Origin of the sequence: Pseudomonas sp. 203-8, from assembly GCF_020708595.1 — a bacterium.
GTDB lineage: Bacteria > Pseudomonadota > Gammaproteobacteria > Pseudomonadales > Pseudomonadaceae > Pseudomonas > Pseudomonas aeruginosa.
Genome location: NZ_JAJFDF010000003.1, coordinates 602170 through 620392 on the forward strand (window position 1 = coordinate 602170; position 18223 = coordinate 620392).

General features: G+C 60.6%; 19 protein-coding genes and 1 pseudogene. 17 read left to right on the forward strand and 3 right to left on the reverse strand.

The window, feature by feature from the left end:
* Positions 1 to 21: 21 nt before the first annotated feature.
* The 8 genes and pseudogenes from LJF27_RS09625 to LJF27_RS09655 form a co-directional block, all read left to right on the forward strand.
* A complete protein-coding gene (locus LJF27_RS09625) occupies positions 22 to 411 on the forward strand; it encodes a hypothetical protein (RefSeq protein WP_058167802.1) in 390 nt (129 codons plus the stop codon).
* 72 nt (positions 412 to 483) lie between these two features.
* Entirely contained in the window at positions 484 to 663 is a 180-nt protein-coding gene (locus LJF27_RS09630; protein WP_004347955.1) for a hypothetical protein, read from the forward strand.
* Between the two features lies 1 nt (position 664).
* A complete protein-coding gene (locus LJF27_RS30385) occupies positions 665 to 799 on the forward strand; it encodes a hypothetical protein (RefSeq protein WP_255320593.1) in 135 nt (44 codons plus the stop codon).
* Between the two features lie 322 nt (positions 800 to 1121).
* Positions 1122 to 1610, forward strand: a complete 489-nt coding sequence (locus LJF27_RS09635; protein WP_016264237.1) for an STY4534 family ICE replication protein — start codon at positions 1122 to 1124, stop codon at positions 1608 to 1610.
* 136 nt (positions 1611 to 1746) lie between these two features.
* Complete coding sequence (locus tag LJF27_RS09640; RefSeq protein ID WP_171945330.1) at positions 1747 to 1908, forward strand: hypothetical protein; 162 nt, start codon at positions 1747 to 1749, stop codon at positions 1906 to 1908.
* A 115-nt stretch (positions 1909 to 2023) separates the two neighbouring features.
* A complete protein-coding gene (locus LJF27_RS09645; RefSeq protein ID WP_058167801.1) occupies positions 2024 to 2734 on the forward strand; it encodes a hypothetical protein in 711 nt (236 codons plus the stop codon).
* 235 nt (positions 2735 to 2969) lie between these two features.
* Positions 2970 to 3329, forward strand: a complete 360-nt coding sequence (locus LJF27_RS09650) for a hypothetical protein (RefSeq protein ID WP_058167800.1) — start codon at positions 2970 to 2972, stop codon at positions 3327 to 3329.
* Between the two features lie 38 nt (positions 3330 to 3367).
* Positions 3368 to 4775, forward strand: a pseudogene (locus tag LJF27_RS09655) (tyrosine-type recombinase/integrase); the annotation flags it as partial.
* 83 nt (positions 4776 to 4858) lie between these two features.
* On the opposite strand, the gene LJF27_RS09660 reads toward LJF27_RS09655, so the two are convergent.
* The 3 genes from LJF27_RS09660 to LJF27_RS09670 all read right to left on the reverse strand — a co-directional run bounded on the left by LJF27_RS09660 (position 4859) and on the right by LJF27_RS09670 (position 10173).
* Positions 4859 to 8140: a hypothetical protein gene (locus LJF27_RS09660; protein WP_128569572.1), complete on the reverse strand. Its 3282-nt coding sequence runs from the start codon at positions 8138 to 8140 to the stop codon at positions 4859 to 4861.
* A gap of 780 nt (positions 8141 to 8920) precedes the next feature.
* Positions 8921 to 9787 (reverse strand): IS3 family transposase, encoded by an 867-nt coding sequence (locus LJF27_RS09665; RefSeq protein ID WP_058167798.1) that lies wholly within the window; start codon positions 9785 to 9787, stop codon positions 8921 to 8923.
* A complete protein-coding gene (locus LJF27_RS09670; protein WP_171945329.1) occupies positions 9784 to 10173 on the reverse strand; it encodes a transposase in 390 nt (129 codons plus the stop codon). Before LJF27_RS09670 ends, LJF27_RS09665 begins: the two co-directional genes overlap by 4 nt.
* A 282-nt stretch (positions 10174 to 10455) precedes the next feature.
* Here LJF27_RS09670 and LJF27_RS09675 point away from each other — a divergent pair, with 282 nt between their 5' ends.
* The 9 genes from LJF27_RS09675 to LJF27_RS09715 all read left to right on the forward strand — a co-directional run bounded on the left by LJF27_RS09675 (position 10456) and on the right by LJF27_RS09715 (position 18142).
* On the forward strand, positions 10456 to 11148 hold the full coding sequence (locus LJF27_RS09675; protein WP_003123350.1) for a hypothetical protein: 693 nt from the start codon (positions 10456 to 10458) through the stop codon (positions 11146 to 11148).
* Positions 11149 to 11158: 10 nt separating this feature from the next.
* Positions 11159 to 11914, forward strand: a complete 756-nt coding sequence (locus LJF27_RS09680) for a TIGR03759 family integrating conjugative element protein (RefSeq protein WP_033985465.1) — start codon at positions 11159 to 11161, stop codon at positions 11912 to 11914.
* Positions 11899 to 12480, forward strand: coding sequence for a lytic transglycosylase domain-containing protein (locus tag LJF27_RS09685; protein WP_198339558.1), 582 nt, complete (start codon positions 11899 to 11901; stop codon positions 12478 to 12480). The genes LJF27_RS09680 and LJF27_RS09685 overlap by 16 nt, the downstream gene beginning before the upstream one ends.
* Positions 12477 to 12977, forward strand: a complete 501-nt coding sequence (locus LJF27_RS09690; protein ID WP_003099819.1) for an integrating conjugative element protein — start codon at positions 12477 to 12479, stop codon at positions 12975 to 12977. Before LJF27_RS09685 ends, LJF27_RS09690 begins: the two co-directional genes overlap by 4 nt.
* Before the next feature lie 8 nt (positions 12978 to 12985).
* Positions 12986 to 13255 (forward strand): hypothetical protein, encoded by a 270-nt coding sequence (locus LJF27_RS09695; protein ID WP_003123353.1) that lies wholly within the window; start codon positions 12986 to 12988, stop codon positions 13253 to 13255.
* A gap of 3 nt (positions 13256 to 13258) precedes the next feature.
* Entirely contained in the window at positions 13259 to 15490 is a 2232-nt protein-coding gene (gene traD / locus LJF27_RS09700) for a type IV conjugative transfer system coupling protein TraD (protein ID WP_058167796.1), read from the forward strand.
* Positions 15490 to 16236, forward strand: a complete 747-nt coding sequence (locus LJF27_RS09705) for a TIGR03747 family integrating conjugative element membrane protein (protein ID WP_017001405.1) — start codon at positions 15490 to 15492, stop codon at positions 16234 to 16236. Before traD ends, LJF27_RS09705 begins: the two co-directional genes overlap by 1 nt.
* 10 nt (positions 16237 to 16246) lie before the next feature.
* Positions 16247 to 17728, forward strand: coding sequence for a UvrD-helicase domain-containing protein (locus LJF27_RS09710; RefSeq protein WP_058167795.1), 1482 nt, complete (start codon positions 16247 to 16249; stop codon positions 17726 to 17728).
* Between the two features lie 108 nt (positions 17729 to 17836).
* Positions 17837 to 18142 (forward strand): hypothetical protein, encoded by a 306-nt coding sequence (locus LJF27_RS09715; RefSeq protein WP_003099832.1) that lies wholly within the window; start codon positions 17837 to 17839, stop codon positions 18140 to 18142.
* Positions 18143 to 18223 lie beyond the last annotated feature (81 nt).

The window sequence follows — 18223 nt, forward strand, 5'->3', positions numbered from 1 at the left end:
TCAACCTGCAGGAGAAACACCATGTCCAAGCAATCCACCAGCTTCGAAATCGGCTTTGCCCTCGGCAGTGTTGTGCGTGAGTTCCGCAGTGCGCTCAGGCGCCCTCCGGTCGTAGTGCAAGCACAAGCGCCGGTTGCGTTGAGCGTCCAGCGCATCGATCCTGCCTTCCTGGCCGGCCCGACCGCTGGCGAGCTAGAACACATCAGCGACATCCCAGCCATCGTCCGGCTGAAGAATGTCAACCTGAATGACTGGTATCTAGCCAATACGCGCGAGGTGCAAAAGCCCAAGCGCGCACGCAAACCCAAGCCGGCCAAGGCGACCGCCAAAGCTGAAACGCCAGTCAGGAAGGAGCTCAAGCTGGGTTCCCTCGATCAACTGATCGCCCCGGTTGATCCGCTGACCTGCTGATCCACACCTCCCACCAACCCTGCCGGGAAACCATCCCGCAGGGTGGTTTTCCGGTATTCATCGAGGAAAACCATGGGGTCCGCAAAACTTTCCGCAATCGCAGAAGATCTACGCAAGATTGGAACCACGGCGGTAGCCGCTGGTTTGATCGGCATTTTTCTCGGCGAGCATCGCATCCTGACTGCCCTTGCGCTGTCGGTAGGTGTGGTAATCTGGTCTACAGGTATCTACCTGACTCAGGAGGAATCTTGAGATGAGCCAAACGACTTTCGGCGTGATCATGCTGGCCGCCTTGCTTGTAGTGTGCTTGTCGATGGCGGCCTGGGCCGATTGGCCCAACCTCAAGCGCAAGCTTACGAAGTTTAACCATCGGCACCGCCCGCACTGACCTCAAGCCCCTCCGTGTGAGGGGCTTTTTCATTCGCGGGGGCTTGACAACTGCAACAGGCCTTTTCATTCTTTGCACCGTGAGCTGCTGACGTTGTCGGCAATCCTCCCCCAGTAGTCATGATCTGAAAGACTACGACACGGATTTCCGTGTAGATCGAACCCAAGATCGCACCAGCTTCCGGTAGCGCGATCAATCAACCACAGGTTGATGGAAGCCCTCTCCCTCAGATTTACCTCCCAATACCGACCCATGCGGGGAATACTTTTCCCTGACGGGCAAGGTGTTTCTCCGCTTTCGCTTACGAAACTGGAGAACCATCATGAGCAACAACACCCAAGCCCAAGAAGCCAAATATTTCGACCTGCACACCACCGGTATCGGCTACCTCAATCGCATCCGCGAAGTACCGATCCGCCGAGGTGAACCGTTCCTCGCCGTAACCGTCGCAGCCCTCCATGGCGCGGCAGACAGCGTGGAATACTCCTACATCGACTGCAAAGTGGTCGGCGCCCAGGCTGAAAAGCTTGTCCGCCGTTGCAAGGAAGCAGTCGAGGCCAAGAAGAAGGTTCTGATTTCCTTCCGTATCGGCGATATCTGGGCGGATCCCTTCATCCACCAGAAAGGCGAGAAACAAGGCAAGCCCGACGCAAGTCTCAAAGGCCGGCTGCTCTTCATCTCCTGGATCAAAGTAGATGGCACCACCGTCTACGATGCGAAGGAAGAAGCTGAAAAAGCCCAGCAAGGTCAAGGCGAACCGCAAGGTGAGCCCGCAGCTCCTGCTGAGCACGCTGAACAAGCCGCTGCTTGAGCAGGCTTGATTGAATACCGACCCTCATCCCGAGGGCCTTTCACTACCTACGCTATGCGCCACTCTTCATCGCATACCCATCCGGGGGGCACCATCTCCCCCAGGGCGTGGTGTTCTCCATTATCTGGAGATCATCATGAATTACGCCCAGGCCGTTGAAATGCCCGCTCTGCCCGAAGTTGAAGAAGTAAGCCTGACCGACATCGAGGATGAACTGCTGAACAACAGCCACTTCTGCGACATGGCTTGGTTGATCTTCTCCAGCCTGAGCACTGACGCAGTCGTTCTGACCGCTTGATACCAGTTGAAGTGAGACTGCACACCCGCGCGATTAGCTAGCTGCGCCACATCTTACAAACCCATCAAGGGTGCCCCCCTTGATGGGGGCTACTCCTTCTCACCAAGGACACGCCATGAGCACAATGAACCCGTTCCTCGAAAACCTGTGCCGGTACCGCGTCGAGCATCTGCTTCAAGTCAAATACTCGAACAGCGAAGTACCGTGCAATCGATCTATCCATAGCAGCCAAGCACATTTGAAGGACCGGGAGGTCCAGTGCCAACCCTGCATCTTCAGCAACGACCTCTGCCTCATCGTAGGAGCTGGAAACATAGATCCAGAGCTAGCCGCGCGCTGCGGAAGTGAAGGCACGGTGATCGACGTCACCTACGCCGTTCTGGATGCAGATACCGGCCGCTTCATCGGGGGCACCTACACCCTTGATGGCGACCATGCCCTTGTGGACCATCTAGCGTACCGCTATGAGCCATGGAGTCGCTCCTGGGAGATCAGCAAATCCCACATTCCGTTGAGGGCTCTGCACACCCTCCTGGAGAGTTTCGGCACGAAGATGCTGATCCGACTCGCTGGAGTCCTAATTGGAATCTTCTGGATAGACGAACTAGGCAGTGTTGGCTTCCGACTGGTGCATACGCCCTGGACCGACGAGAACCTGGAAGTGATGGACTTGACCGCCTCAGCCTTGCGTGAGGAGCAGATCGCCGCTGGCTACCCGGCCGAACTGGTCGACCTACTTCATCTGGCGGCTCAGGCAGACATCCGCTACCTGGTACTCGATCCATTCGCGCCCACGCTCAAGGGCCTGCCGCTTTATGACGATTGAGCAATCCGGCCGGCGGGACATCCCGCCAGCCCCCGAATTCGAATTGGCTCGCTGTCGTTGACAGCGCCTCCCAAGGAGCCAGGGTTTAAGGCTCCGGCGCGCAAGCGCAACCCCACCCAAGACCGCCACAGCACTCGGCAGCGCGGTCGCATCACGCAAGTGATGGAGTGCATCCTACCCACCCACGCGGGGACCTCATCCCCGCGGGAGAGGCCTGCGTATTCGGAGACCTCTCATGACCTCTCTCAACAACCATTCCAGCCACTCCAGCGCAGGCCACACTGCTGCGTACCTCAAACTCCCGATCGTTCTCACCAACGCGGCCTGGCTGCGCCTGGTCTATCTCGCCAACCCTGCCAGGGTCGACGAGATGGGCACCCGGCTGGCCAGTGTCGTTCAAACCGCCTGGCAGGAGCTTTCGCTCCAGCCGACCGCGAAGCACATCCAATTCCACCTGTACCACAAGGAGGAAGAGGGGCAGGACCGCGCGCTCGCGCAGCTGGTCCTATCTATAGTCGAGCCGTCCGATGAGCCTTCCTACCTGCGCATCGAGCTGCAGGAAGAAAGCCTCCCGGGCAACCCGGATACCGAGTAGTTCTCCCCTCACCACGATCCCGCTTCGGCGGGATCATCCTTTTCGAGATCAAGCGTACGGATCTGCTCGAGGTCATCGGCAACATAGAGCGACGCAAGGCGCTTTCTGTGGCCGAGAAGGTCCGGACCTGGTTCAACCAGATGTTCCGCTATGCCTTGGTGGTCGTATCGGGCCTTGAACACAACCCGGCCTCGGACCTGGATGTGGTGGCCCTGCCGTTGCCTCCGGTCAACCACAACCCGTTCCTGAGGATGGCCGAGTTACCGAAATACTTGCAGCGCGTGCGCAAATACCGCGGCCGGCTGCAGACGCAGTTGGGCCTTCGGCTGCTGATGCTTACCGGCGTGAGGACCGGGGAATTGCGCCAGGCGACTCCCGACCAGTTCGACCTGGACCAGGGCCTGTGGGTCATACCGGCCAATGTCGTCAAGCAGCTCAAGACGGACATGCGCCGCAAGCGCCAGTTGCCGCAGCACATCCCCCCTTACATCGTGCCCCTGTCAGTGCAGGCCATGGAAGTCGTTCGCTATCTGTTGGAGCAGTTCAAGCCCGCCCAGCGCTACCTGCTGCGCGGTGATGTGGACATCAAGGCCCGCATCAGCGAAAACACCCTCAACAGCGCGCTCAAGCGAATGGGGTATCGCGACCTGCTGACCGGACATGGCATGCGCGCCACGATGTCCACCGCACTCAACGAAATTGGCTACCCCAAGGTCTGGGTCGATGCTCAGCTGTCCCACGTCGACCCCAACAAGGTCAGCGCCACCTACAACCACGCCGAGTACGTCGAGCAGCGCCGACGGATGATGCAGGACTGGGCCGATCGCTTCGACCTCTTCGAGCAAAACAAGGTCGAAGCGGCGAGCATGCCGCTGACCTTGCGCATGGAGGACGTCCCGCGGCTGGAGGGCGCCAACAACACCTCCCGACCGCAGGCCGCCCCCATTCTTCTGGTCAGTCCATCGGCCGAGGCGGCACCCCTGGTGACCGCTGCGACACACCGTCCGCCGGCGGTACCGCAGCCGCGCAAGGCATGAGGAGCCCATGTCCGACGTCCAGAGGCAACGGATGGTGTTGGTTGACCTCTTCGAGGCCCCCCACAATCTTCCCGTGGCCGAGTACGCCAAGATGGCGGGCAAGTCGCGCCGGTGGATCAGCTATGAAATCAAGGCAGGCAACCTGCTGGCACTCAACCTGGGTAATCGTGGGCAGCGCGTGCCGGACTGGCACCTGAACCCGGCCAAGCATGCCTTGATCCAGGCCCTGCTCAAGCTCAATCGTACAGCTGAACCTTGGAGCATCTACCATGCCTCGACCGCACCCTGCCCAGGTCTACGCAAGCGCTCGGCGATTGAGTCGGTGACCTTCGACAACTTGAACAAGCTGATCGGTCTGGTTTCTTCGACCATCAAGGAAACTGAGTGGTCGCCGCTTGATTCCCGCTGAGATTGGGCGCAGACGGTCCGTACATCTGGCGACAGCACGGATGTTCACGCCAGATGCAGTACGACGCGCACGATATCCCCGATCTAGGCGCCCGACGCCCGTGCTCTGATGCGTTCCAAAGCCCGTAAGAAAGGCACCTCGGCCACATCCTGTGGAACAACAGGATCAGTTATGCCGCCCATGGCGCCGAGCAGTGGCGACGTTTCCCCAACCTGCCAAGCTGGAATGAACCTTAACTGGGAAAGCTGGATGCCGAGCTCAAAGTTCTCATTTGTCATCTGGGTGCCAGAAGACGCCGCGTCGAACATCACGGGCATTAGGAAGACGAATCCCGCACGACGAAAGTGACCTTGCAGGGCTTCCAAGTTACGGTTGGATGAGGGCGTCATATCATGCATCCGGTAGGCCATGGCGAGCAGTTGCTTGCCATTTGCTGCGGTCTCCAGATACGACTCGCTGATGCCGATGGCTACACGATAGTCCAGCGGGCGGTCACGGCGAATACCGGTTATGACCGTCACACTCAGCCACCCGTCGCGATTTTCAGCACCAACCTTCTTGCGCCAGCCGCGAAAGATCTTCTTGCCTGCGTCAAAGTTCTCGAACGCGAGACCCATAAACGGCGGCACCACTTCGCCAGGTACCTGCGGCAGCGCCACAGCAGTCCCCTTCCACTTGGCCTTATCCCAAAGTGGTAGATTGATGGGAGACATGACCATCACGTCGCGATGCCGCAACGCATCCGCGCCAAATAGATGTTCCAACGATGGTTCACTCGTGGGCATGGCATCCCGTTCAGGAGTCTGGTCGGTGGGCGCGGGCCCTGCAATGGTCGCTATCCAAGGTTCGTCGCGCACGAGCGGGAACGCGTCGAGAGTTTCGTCCCGAACCCAGTCTTCCGCCCGCCCTGGCGGCGAGTTGCCCAGGATGTTCGTGACGAAAAGGATAGAGCGCGCCACGTGGTAGGCACGGTCTTGAGCACGGTGCTTCGCAAACATCTCCTCGAATTCCGGTCGGCCCACACCGAGTTGTAGCTCGGAGGTGATATGCGCAAAAAGCTCAAATATCTGCTTTTCGAAACCTTCACCAACCAGGTTTTCGGCTGGCAGAACAGGATGGGTGACGACGAGCTTGGTTTCGCCGCAGTCATCCTCAGTTTGGCGATGAACAAAGGGCGGCGTTGCAGCCTCTGACTGTCGGACCTCCACAACCAGCCGTTCCCTGGGAGACCAAAGTCGCCTGGAACGCACGGCAGTGGAGTAGAAGGCCTCGAGAAATCCAATGATGCTCTCGCCAAGCAACGCTGATGCGATACCGCCGCGGGCGACAACATCAACCTGGCACCCCAGAATGACCGTCGTCATAGTCGTGGTCCCGAAGTGCCATAGAGGCCGATTCGGAAGATCCTGCGCCGCCGGAGCGGCCAGCCACTCGCTCGCGAACTGGTTCAGGTCATCGTTCTCCGCACCGTATTCGGCTCGGACTTTATCTACATGTCCGAGCATGAAGAGAGCCGCCGCGCGCGACATCTCCAGGCCCAGACTGCTCAGGACGCCCGGAAGCCGGGTCAGCGATGCCCAATCTTCATGCGCGGTGCGCAGAATCAAGATCCCCAAGACCCGGTCAATGGCCTGCAACTCCTGCTCGAGAGCCTTGGTGTCTTCCTCGTTCAAGCTCAACACACTCTGGATAGGCTCAAACCACTTAACCCAAGCGAGCACGTAAGGTACGCGCCCAAGCTGCAATTCTAGCCACGCCAGCTTTTTCAGTAGTGGCAAGGCTCGGTGGTCAACAGTCCCCTCCTTGAACCAGGAATACAGGCAGCGGTCTAGCGCAGACACCAAGTTCGCCCTGGCTGCATAGAGAAGGCCAGCAGACTCATATGCCAACCCCGTGCCGCCAAGCGCTACGATGAACTCGTCTCGACAATCTTCCTGCGCAAGCAGCATTTGCGCACGCGCCAGATCGTCGATCGCGTCATAGGACTTCTGTCGCTCAAGCTTCTGCAGGCCGCGCTGCAACTGCAGCTCCCCGGCCGCGCGGTCACCGTTTCTGTCACGCTCAATCTCGATGACTGCGTCCAGCAACTCGTCGTAGCCAGGTGAATCGCCAACAATGGCCGATAGCTCGCGTATGAGGCGAACGACAGGTTCAATCGGGAACTCAATCTGCCGGCGCACATTGCTAAGTACTTGGCGCATAGCAACGAAGATGGGCCGCAGGTCGCCCTTTTCGCGCATGCCGGCGACGAGGTCCATTTGAAATAACAGGGTCTGCGCCCACAGAGAGCTCGTCTCCCTAGTCTTGTCATCGGCATGACGCTGGAGAGCTACTCGCAGGGCGAGCGTTCGCGATTCGTCCAAGGCGTTGCTTGCCTGGAGGGCAAGCCACAGATTGACGACGCCCTCAATGTCCCAAATCCAGTCCGAGGAAAGGGCTTCGGCCGCAAGAGGCTCGTAAAGCCTGGCCGCCTCCTCCGAATCGTCGAACCACCATAAGGCGGTCCACGCCTTTTGGTACAGGATGCGCCGATGTTGTCTACTGTTGTTTGTTCTTTGTGCCAGACGTTCTGCACGGTCGAAACGACCATCAATCTCATATCTTGGCCTGTCGAGGGCACGTGCAAGCAGTGCGGACTGTAAGCTCTCTTCAACCAATTGCGGAGTCGTCGCGGAGACCGCTGCTGCCTCTATCTTCTCGTCCAGCGCTTCCAGGTCACGAAGCCTGCCGACGTCTAATGGCCCCGGCGTCGAGAGCGTTTTATGCATGAGTTCGAACTGAAGAGTCTCCGCCACAACATCCCATCGACGGTTTCGAACAACTTTCTCGATAATCCAGGTGCGGTCGAGGATGCGCACCTGAACGCCATGGCTGGCCGTCAGGGCATCTTCCATGTCGGCACGATCTTTGTCCTTGATGGCTTGGTTCGAAATGAAATAGATGAGCGAGTACGAACGGCCAGTCGCAACAATTTTTGCGACGTCAGAGCGAATCTTCGGCTTCCAGTCAGCCTTGGCGCTTATAGCGAAGCCCCAACGCTGGTCAGCCGACGTAGGACTTCCCTCATACCAGAGCGTCGCTATCGCTGGGGCGACCGGATAGGTCTCGGTATCAACCTTGCTGTCACCACCGCCGGTAGGCCCGGTTTGTGGTATCAAGTTTGGGCAAATCTCCTTTTCGCCTAGCACCCGCGCGAAGTTCTCAAACGCGGTTTCTTCCTTGCGACTCGTCAAAGAGTGCAAATGGAACTCGAATTGGCGTCGATCCATCTCGCCGACCTCGACATGCAAGGTATCGGAGTAGAGTCCAGGGCGTCGTGCCCGCATGAACTCTCTGTAGCTCGGATTCGTCGTTTTGTCGTTCATGAAAACCTTCGAGACGCGGCATCCCAGACCGCTCTTCCAGAATGACCTATCCCTGATGACGGTGTCCATGGTATCGGGTTAGGACGCCGCTACCCACTTTTTGAGGGTGGGGAGCTGACCAGCTTCTCAATGCCCCTATCCGCTTCCACCGGGCAACTTGCCGAGCTCGAACAAAACTCGCGTCATGCCGCGGCTGGGCGGTGGTAGCGGCCGACGGCGAGCGGCCAGTCCCCTCTTGGACTGCCCCAAGCCAGTATCGATGCGGATGGCAGGAAGCGCCTGCAGCACCGCGGAGCATGCGTCGGAGCGGGTCACATAGCGAGGTTGACCCACTGGACACCTTGTTCTAGGCGCTGCCAGGCCTCGTCGTAGACCCGCTGCTAGGTCAGCAGTTTATCGAACGGATCGCCACCTTCCTTCATAGACAGCGCAATAGCCTTGGAAACCGAACGGCCGGAGCATCGCCAGCCGATCAATCCTTAGGAAATTTCCCAAAGACCAGACCTTTGGAATTTACCACTTCGCTACATTAGTTAAAATCTGCCAGCCTTTAAGGAGGAGTATTTCCTATGCGGCTTCTTGGAACTTTTTTCTGTTTGCAATTGTTTTGGCAGCCGGAAGCTGCCTATGCGTGATGCGTAGGCACTCAGCATACGACGATGCCAGTCAGGAGTGCGTTACAGATTACAGGTGCTGCGGATACCAATCCTGTCGGCCAGCAAATATCAAATTGGGGTGGACAGGTAACAGTGGTCTGTCCCGGAACTGGTGGACAGGTAGTTAAGAGTTACTGCTCGCATTTCGCCGCTCGAACTCCATCGGACTGAGATAGCCCAACGTCGAGTGGCGACGGCGGTGATTGTAAAAGCGAATGCACTCGAACAAGTCGGTTTTCGCCTCCTGGTAGTTGGCATAGCGCGTCAGGTACACCCGCTCGGCCTTCAGCGAACGGAAGAAGCTCTCCGTCGCAGTGTTGTCCCAGCAGTTCCCCGGACGTGAATGGCTGGACACGATGCAATGCCGCCGCAGCAAGGCCTTGTAGTCGTAGGCGCAGTATTGGCTGCCACGATCCGAGTGCAGCAGTACCTCCGTCTGTGGTTGGCGGCGTGCCACAGCCATTTCCAGCGCGGCATGTACCAGGGCCTGCTGCATGCGGTGGTGCATCGCCCAACCGATGACAGCGCGCGAATAGAGATCGAGCACGACGGCCAGGTACAACCAGCCTTGGGCCGTCCGCACGTAGGTCATGTCCGAGCCCCAGTGCCGATTGGCGCGATCCGAGGCGAACTGGCGATTCAGGTGATTCGGGACAATCGGCAGAGCGTGACGACTGCTGGAAACCAGCCGCCAGCGCTTGCGCGAACAAACACGCTGGCCGGCTTCGCGCATCAGCCGAGCGACCCGGTGCCGACCACACGCCTGCCCCATGGCCGTCAACTCGGCCTTGATGCGGCGATGGCCATAGATCCCATTCACCTCGTGGTGGATGGTGCGGATCTCCTTGCTCAGACGACGATTCGCCATCTTTCTCGCCGAAGGTGGTCGCTGTTGCCAGGCATAGAAACCGCTGCGCGATACCCGCAGCAGCCGGCACATCGGTGCTACGGGGTAACGACCAGCCAACGCCTCAATGGCACGAAACCTCACTTCGTGGGCTGCGAGAAGATGGCGAGCGCCTTTTTTAATACGTCGCGCTCCATGGTGACCTGAGTCAGTTGCTGGCGTAGTTGACGCAGCTCCGCGCTCTCACCGCGCTGCTTGCCATTGCCCGGAAAGGCCTCGTCACCTTGCTGTTCGTACTGGCGCTTCCATTTGCCCAGCAGGCTTTCAGCGATGCCGAGCGTCTCGGCGACATGACGAAGCGGCGTGCCGGCAAGCACCTGGTCTACCGCCTCGCTCATTCCGCTATTAGGCAACTGGCCGAGCACCAAAAGCGTGCTCAGTGCATGGTAGCGAGCCAGGTATTCGCTCCATGCCTCATCGAAGTGCGCGCTCTCAATCCCTGCCTCCCTCTTGCGATAAAAAGCAGCCACAGCAGCCAGTTCCTAGCGCGCTATATCGATGATGGTTTGTTCGAGCTGAGGAAGGTTTGTACTCATGGCCTAGGGCTTCCTCGAAGCAGTGTTAACCAGAAATGACGCAGCCTAGATGCGTGTGAAGGGCACCCAGAGTCGACTGATCTTCGCATAGCGAATCAGACCCGGCGATTCGCCAGAATCCTATCCAAAAAATCCCACCCCCACTCACCGAGTATTTCCTACTGCCTCAATGGGGGCAGTCTGAGAGGGTGTCTCTGGCTTCGCGCGAGGACACTCATGAAACGCCCATCCCCTGCATCAATGATTCTTGGCCTCTGCTTGACGGCAATGGCCGGCCTGCTGGGCTACCAGCAGTACCAACTCATTCAGCTCCGATCAGGCGTGGACAGTGCCGCGGAAAAGACCTCGCTAGAGGCGATCCTGGCTCGCTTGAATCGAGTCGACGAGCGCCTCGACGCCGTGGATGGACAGCACCTGGTCAGCAACGAGGACTTCCGCTCAGGCCAGCAGGCACTGTCCAACCGCATTGACGCCGCGCAGGCCTTCGCCAAGCAGGCCTCCGACGCCGTCGAGAACCTGGCTCAAACCACCGCCTCGGCCGGCGATCTCCTGGTGCTCAAGGCTACAGTGGAGACGCTGGACGGTTCTGTCCGCACGCTGCAAGAGAAGCAAGCCAAGGCTCCGCCGCTGATCGTGCCTCCACCGAAGCGCGGTGCCTTCCCTGTCAAGCCCAAGCCGAAACCCAAGCCAATCGAGCCTCCGCCCTTCTCAATCCTCGGCGTGGAGTATCGCGGGGGCGAACGGTTTCTGTCGGTTGCACCTCCGGGATCCACCCAGCTCAGCCAGATCTACCTCATTCGCCAGGGCGATGCCGTCGCCGGCACGACCTGGCGACTGACCGACCTTGACGATCGTACCGCGCACTTCGACGTCGCCGGCGCCTCGCGCAGCGTTCGCATCCAACCATAGGACCCCGCACATGAACAGAACCGTATCGCTCCTGTCCGGCCTGGTGCTGCTGCTGAGTTATCCCGCAGTCGGTCAGGAGGCTGCGGCGAGCCGAGAGACCAGCAGCCGGCTGTCCGGTAGCCAACTCGGCACGCTGAAACAGCAGACATCTCAGAGCGACCTGGCCCAGGAGTGGGGACTGAACCAACAGGAATGGACCCGCTACCAGACGCTCATGCAAGGCCCCAGGGGCGTGTACTCGCCTGGCATTGACCCGCTGACCGCGCTGGGCATCGAGGCACGATCGGCAGAGGAACGGCGGCGGTATGCCGATCTACAGGTCCAGGCCGAACGGCGCCGGGTCGAGAAGGAACTCGCCTACCAGCGCGCATACGACGAAGCCTTCGCCCGCGCCTATCCAGGCGAGGGGGTCATCCGCCTCACCGAAAGCAGCACGGCCAACCCGTCGGGCGCGCCGAACATGAGCCCAGCGTTGCAGAGCAGCGGGCGCCTGGCCCTGTTCGTTCAGGACAACTGCACCGCCTGCATCCAGCGGGTCCGCGACCTGCAGCAGCAGAACAAGGAGTTCGATCTCTACTTCGTCGGTAGCCAGAACGACGCAGAGCGAGTGCGGCACTGGGCAATCCTCGCCGGCGTCGACCCGAAAAAGGTTCGCAGCAAGCAGATCACGCTCAATCATGACGAGGGCCGCTGGATGGCCCTGGGACTGGGCGGGGCCCTTCCCGCCCTGGTCCAGGAGGTGAACGGCCGATGGCAACGTCTGTAATCCGCGCCCTCCAACTGGCCGCCCTGCTGGTCCTGGCCAACATCGCTCAGGCCGCCGTGGATCCACCGCCGGCGTACAAGCAGATCGCCCTACCCAAAGGGGTTCCGGCCGAGGTGCTCTACTCGGTCGCGCTGACCGAGAGCAAGGTCCTGCTGCGCGGCGAATACGTTCCCTGGCCCTGGACATTGAACGTCGTCGGGAAATCGTACTACTACGCGACCCGCACCGCCGCCTGCACCGCGCTACTCACGGCGATCAACCTCTACGGGGCCAAGAGCGTCGATTCCGGCCTCGGCCAGGTCAACATCGGCTGGAACGGACATCGTTTCTCCAGCCCCTGCGACTCCCTGGATCCGTACAAGAACCTGGACGCCACCTCCGACATCCTGGTCGAGCAGCGGGACGCCTTGTACGCATCCGCCCCTGGGAGGCCGGTGGACTGGATCCAGGTTGCCGGCCGCTACCACCGCCCCGCCGGCGGCGAGCCTGCCGCCAAGTACCGCAGGACGGTATCCCGCCACCTTAGCCAAGTCCTCGGCGTCAACCTGCTGGTGACCAATCCATGAAGAAGATCCTAGCCACGCTGGCATTCTGCACGGCGTTCGCGACTCAAGCCTGGGCCGCCGGGCTGATCGTTGTCGAAGACCTCGGCGGAGCCTCAGCGCTCCCCTACTACCAGGGCCTGGATCCGCAGCCATCCGCTGCCACACCAGGACCTGGCGACCTGGGTGTCCGTGGCTCAGGTGCGTTTCCAGTTCGCTCGGCACGCCTTTCGCCAGGCCAGGTTCAGGGGCGCGCCATCAACGCCCCAGGCCTGCAACCTCTGTTCCTCGTCGGCGACGACACGCTGTCTCGAACCTGGCTGAAGGAGCGAGGCGACGAGCTCCGAGGCCTCCACGCTGTGGGCCTGGCAGTGAACGTGGCCAGCGAAGCGCGTCTGACGGAAATCCGTGCCTGGGGGAAAGGACTTCAGATACTGCCGGCGCCGGCGGACGACCTGGTCGACCGGCTCGGACTGCGGCACTACCCCGCCCTCATCACATCCACCGCCATCCAGCAGTAGGAGTCCTCATGACTACTCACCTGATCACCCTGGTCATCAAGCAGCCGAGCGACGCTCAGGCACGCCAACTCATGTACCAAGAGTTGCTCGGCCTGATCTCACGCTACGGCGGTGAGGTGACGTCCAAGGCCTTTGAGGACGAGTCGACCCTCTGCGAGCTGCTGGAACAGATGCTGCCTGATGATGAGGTAGAGCAAGCCAGGAAACAGGTGCTCGAACTTCATGCCAAGCGCCGCCAACCGGGCAGCCTGGACTCGCCGGCGAGCCTGAAGGTGTAACCCATGGCTGGCCAGTACCCGCTGGAAGCGCTCTTGCGGCCGGCCGTGGAGCTCTACACCACGACCGTGTGCTTCACCGCGGCCGCGCTCTGCATCGTCGCGCCGTGGACGTTCGCCCTCACTCCGCTGTTCGGCATCGTGGCCGCACTGGGCTTCGCCTGGCTGGGTATCGTGCGGCTGAAGCAGGCCGGCGTGGTGCTCCGCTACCGGCGGAACATCCGCCGGCTGCCGAAGTACACGATGACCAGCGCCGAAATGCCGGTCAGCAACGAACACCTGTTCATCGGCAAGGGCTTTCGCTGGACGCAGAAACACACACAGCGCCTGGCGGATACCTACCTGCCCCAGTTCGCCTCCTACGTCGAGCCCTCGCCGCTCTACGAGCGCGCGCGCCGGTTGGAGAAGCAGCTCGAGTTCGCCCCCTTCCCCCTGAAGCTGGTCGCCAAGGCTACGGCATGGGACGTGGCCTGGAACCCCGCTCGGCCGCTGCCGCCTGTGGGCGGCCTACCTCGGCTCCACGGCATCGAACCGCATGAGGAGGACGTGGGCTTGCAACTGGGCGAGCGCGTCGGCCACACCCTGGTGCTCGGCACCACGCGAGTGGGTAAGACGCGACTCGCGGAGCTGTTCATCACCCAGGATATTCGCCGCACTCACTGCCGGGTACGACGCCGGCGGGTGAAGATGGGCCGGCGGACCCAGACGGTTCACCACGGCCACAGGCGCCGGCGCGCAGAGGAGCAGCCGGACTACGAGGTGGTGATCGTCTTCGACCCGAAAGGCGACGCTGACCTGCTGAAGCGTATGTACGTGGAATGCGCACGTGCCGGCCGCCTCGATGAGTTCTACGTGTTCCACCTCGGTCATCCTGACCTGTCGGCACGCTACAACGCCGTCGGCCGGTTCGGTCGGATCTCCGAGGTCGCCACACGCGTCGCCGGCCAGCTCTCCGGCGAGGGCAACAGCGCGGCGTTCCGCGAGTTCGCCTGGCGGTTCGTCAACATCATCGCCCGCGCGCTGCACGCGCTGGGTATCCGGCCTGACTACCAGCAGATCCTCCGGCACGTCGTGAACATCGATGCGTTGTTCGTCGAATATGCGCAGAAATACATCAGCGAGCACGATCCCAGGGCCTGGGACACCATCATCCAGATCGAGGGCAAGCTCAACGACAAGAACATCCCGTTCAACATGAAAGGACGGCCCCTGCGGGTCGTGGCCATCGACCAGTACCTGACACAGAAACGCATCGCCGACCCGGTCATGGAAGGCCTGAAGAGCGCCGTGCGCTACGACAAGACCTACTTCGACAAGATCGTGGCCTCGCTGCTGCCGCTGCTGGAGAAACTCACCACTGGGCGGATCTCGGAGCTGCTTTCGCCCAACTACGCGGACCTCAACGATCCGCGGCCGATCTTCGACTGGATGCAGGTCATCCGCAAACGCGCCGTGGTCTACGTCGGCCTCGACGCACTATCGGATACCGAGGTCGCCGCCGCGGTGGGCAACTCCATGTTCAGCGACCTGGTCTCGGTGGCGGGTCACATCTACAAGCATGGTGTCGATGACGGCCTGCCCGGCTCGCTCGCTGGCGGCAAGGTCCGCATCAACCTGCATGCCGACGAGTTCAACGAGCTGATTGGCGACGAGTTCATCCCCATGGTCAACAAAGCGGGCGGCGCCGGCGTGCAGGTGACGGCCTACACCCAGACCATGAGCGACATCGAGGCCAAGATCGGCTCCCGCGCGAAGGCCGGTCAGATCATCGGCAACTTCAACAACCTGTTCATGCTGCGGGTGCGCGAGACCGCCACGGCCGAACTCCTGACCAACCAGCTCCCCAAGGTCCAGATCTACACCAGCACACCGGCGAGCGGTGCCAACGACGCGATCAACAACAAGAAGGCAGCCTTCACTTCCAGCTCGCACGACCAGGTGCAGATGACCAGCGTGCCGATGCTCGAGCCGGCCCACATCGTTGGCCTGCCCAAAGGACAGGCGTTCGCGCTGCTCGAGGGCGGCAATCTCTGGAAGATCCGAATGCCGATGCCGGCGGTCGATCCCGACGAGGTGATGCCGAAAAGCCTGCAGGAGCTGGCTGCCGGTATGCGCAAGGGCCAGGCCGCCAACAGCGAGTGGTGGGAGGCGCCGGGATACTCCGCCCTGCAGGATGGTCTGCCCCAGGACCTGGTCGACGATTTCCGTCACCTCGGCGCCGATGAGGATGCCGCCTGATGGCTGAAGTCACTCAACGTGCAGAGCAGCAACAAGAGAGCCAGAAGACCCTTGTCGGCACCATCGTCAGTACGCCCTTCCAATTTCTCGGCGTGATGTTCGGTTCGCTGGTCGGCGCAATCATCGTGGAGTGGGTTTGCCTGTATTTCTTCTGGCCTGACGCGGGCTGGAAGCATGCCCAGGCCATGTTCGAGTACGAACTCAGTTGGCTGTCGCAGGGGCTGCTACACAGCGTCGTCGTGCAGGAGCCAGGTCGAACCGCCACCTGGCTGGCCCAGTTGGCCTATGACTGGTTGTTTGTGAAGACCGGGATAGTCGACTGGATGACCAACATGACCACCATCGCGCAGGCAGGGCCACGGAGCCCGCTGGACGTTCGCTATCTCACCGCCCAGGGTGTCTCCACGCTGCAGAACTACGGCCTGGCCGCGCTGTACACGGTGCTGACATTCGTCGTGCGCCTGGTGATTCTGGTCATGACGATCCCGTTGTTCCTGATGGCCGCGTTCACCGGCCTGGTGGACGGCCTGGTGCGCCGGGACCTGCGCAAGTTCGGCGCCGGCCGGGAGTCCAGCTACCTCTACCACAAGGCGCGCGGCAGCATCATTCCGCTAGCGGTCGTCCCTTGGACGCTCTACCTGGCAATCCCCATCAGCATCAACCCCTTGCTCATCCTGCTGCCCTGCGCCGCGCTGCTCGGCGTAGCGGTATGCATCACAGCATCCACCTTCAAAAAGTACCTGTAGGAGACCCGCCGTGCAGTGGACTCACGAACAGTCACCGATCATCCAGTCGAAGGCATCGAAGATCCTGGTGCGAGCCTTCGCCGGCACTGGCAAGACCACCACCCTGGTGGGCTTTGCCAAGGCGAACCCTACCCTGAGAATCCTCTACCTCTGCTACAACAGCTCGGTGGAAAAGGCCGCGAAGGGCAAGTTCCCCCGCAACGTAGTATGCAAGACCGCCCACAGCCTGGCTCATGCGGTGTATGGCATCCAGTACGCCCACAAGAAGACGAAGAACCTGCGTCTGACCGATATCGCCCGCGGACTCGATACCCAAGACTGGGAGTTGGTACGTGACGTGCTGGCCACGCTGAACAACTACATGGCCAGCGCCGACGCAGAGCTCGGCCGACCGCACTTCCCGCGCTTCCGCGACAAGGCGTTCCTCACCAGTGCCCAGGAACGCTTCCTCAAGCAGGGCCTGGACATGGCGCGAGTAGTCTGGAGGCGCATGGTAGATCTCCAGGACACCGGCATGCTGATGCCCCATGACGGCTACCTGAAGCTGTATCAACTGAGCAAGCCCAATTTGAGCCAGCGCTTCGACTGCATGCTCCTGGACGAGGGACAGGACATCAACCCAGTGATCGCGGACATTGCCCACTGGCAGCGCATCAAAATGGCTATCGTCGGCGATCCCCATCAGCAGCTCTACCGGTTCAAAGGCGCGGAGGATGCCCTGAACAGCGACTGGATGGTCGGCGCCGAGGAGCACTACCTGACCCAGAGCTGGCGGTTCGGCCCCGCGATTGCGCACGTGGCCAACATCATCCTCTCCTACAAGGGCGAGACACGTAAACTTCAAGGACTGGGCCCGCAGACGCTGGTGAAAAAGTCCCTCCCGGCGGACCTTCCTCACCGCACTTTCATTCACCGCACCGTTATCGGCGTCATCGAAAATGCCCTGCAGCGTGTGCGCAATAATCCGGCGCCCAAGTTCTACTGGGTAGGCGGTATCGACAGTTACTCGCTGCGCGACCTGGAGGATCTGTACGCATTCAGCCGAGGCCTGCGCCAAAACGTCCAGAACAAAAAGCTGCTCCGGGACTACCGCGACTACACCCAGTACGTGGAGATCGCCGAGATCAGCCAGGACAGTGAAATGCTGCGCTCGATCAAGATCATCTCGACCTACCCTGATCTACCGGCGCGGATCCTCGAGCTTCGCTCACTGACGCTTGACGATGAGCTGGACGCAACGATCACCTTGACCACCGCACACAAGGCCAAGGGGCTGGAATGGGATTTCGTCTGCCTGTATGACGACTTCAACGCGGATCCACTGGCCCCCGACACGGACCCGGGCAAGCGTGACGATGAGCTGAATCTGATTTACGTCGCGGTGACCCGCGCGATGAAGATCCTCGCCATCAACAGCCTGGTGCTGTCGATCATGCAGCGGTACGTGGACGAGAGAAAGCTGAAGGAACTGGTGGTCAGTAATAGGGAGTAAAGCGAAACTGCAGAAATCCTCGGTACCCAGTAAGGGTATTTTCGATTGAAGCCCTCCCCCTGCCCCTGAAACGGTGCGGTTTTCCCCGAACCGATCCAGGAGCACACCATGAGCATAAAACAGTCCTTCGAATACCATGTCGAGAACATCGTCATTCCCTACAAAACCCTCACCAAGGGCGTCGCGATGTTCAAACACAAAGAAGACACCTTGGAACCCGACGACCACGCCTTGCTCAACCCTCTGCGCTGGGCCGAGGTCGTGCGTCTGGGCCAGGAAGGCTGGGAGCTGGTGAGCGTTCAGCCACTCATGCGGGGCGTAACCGAGATCGGCAATCAAAACGCCCAAGGCTGGGCTTGGGGCGTCGCTCTGCCCGTCAGCTACCTGCTGTTTTTCAAACGCGCAACCTCATAAAAAAATACCCCGGACCCGCGCCGAGTATTTCTTGCGGAATGGAATCAGGGCGATCGGCAAGCTGATCGCACCCTGATCTGC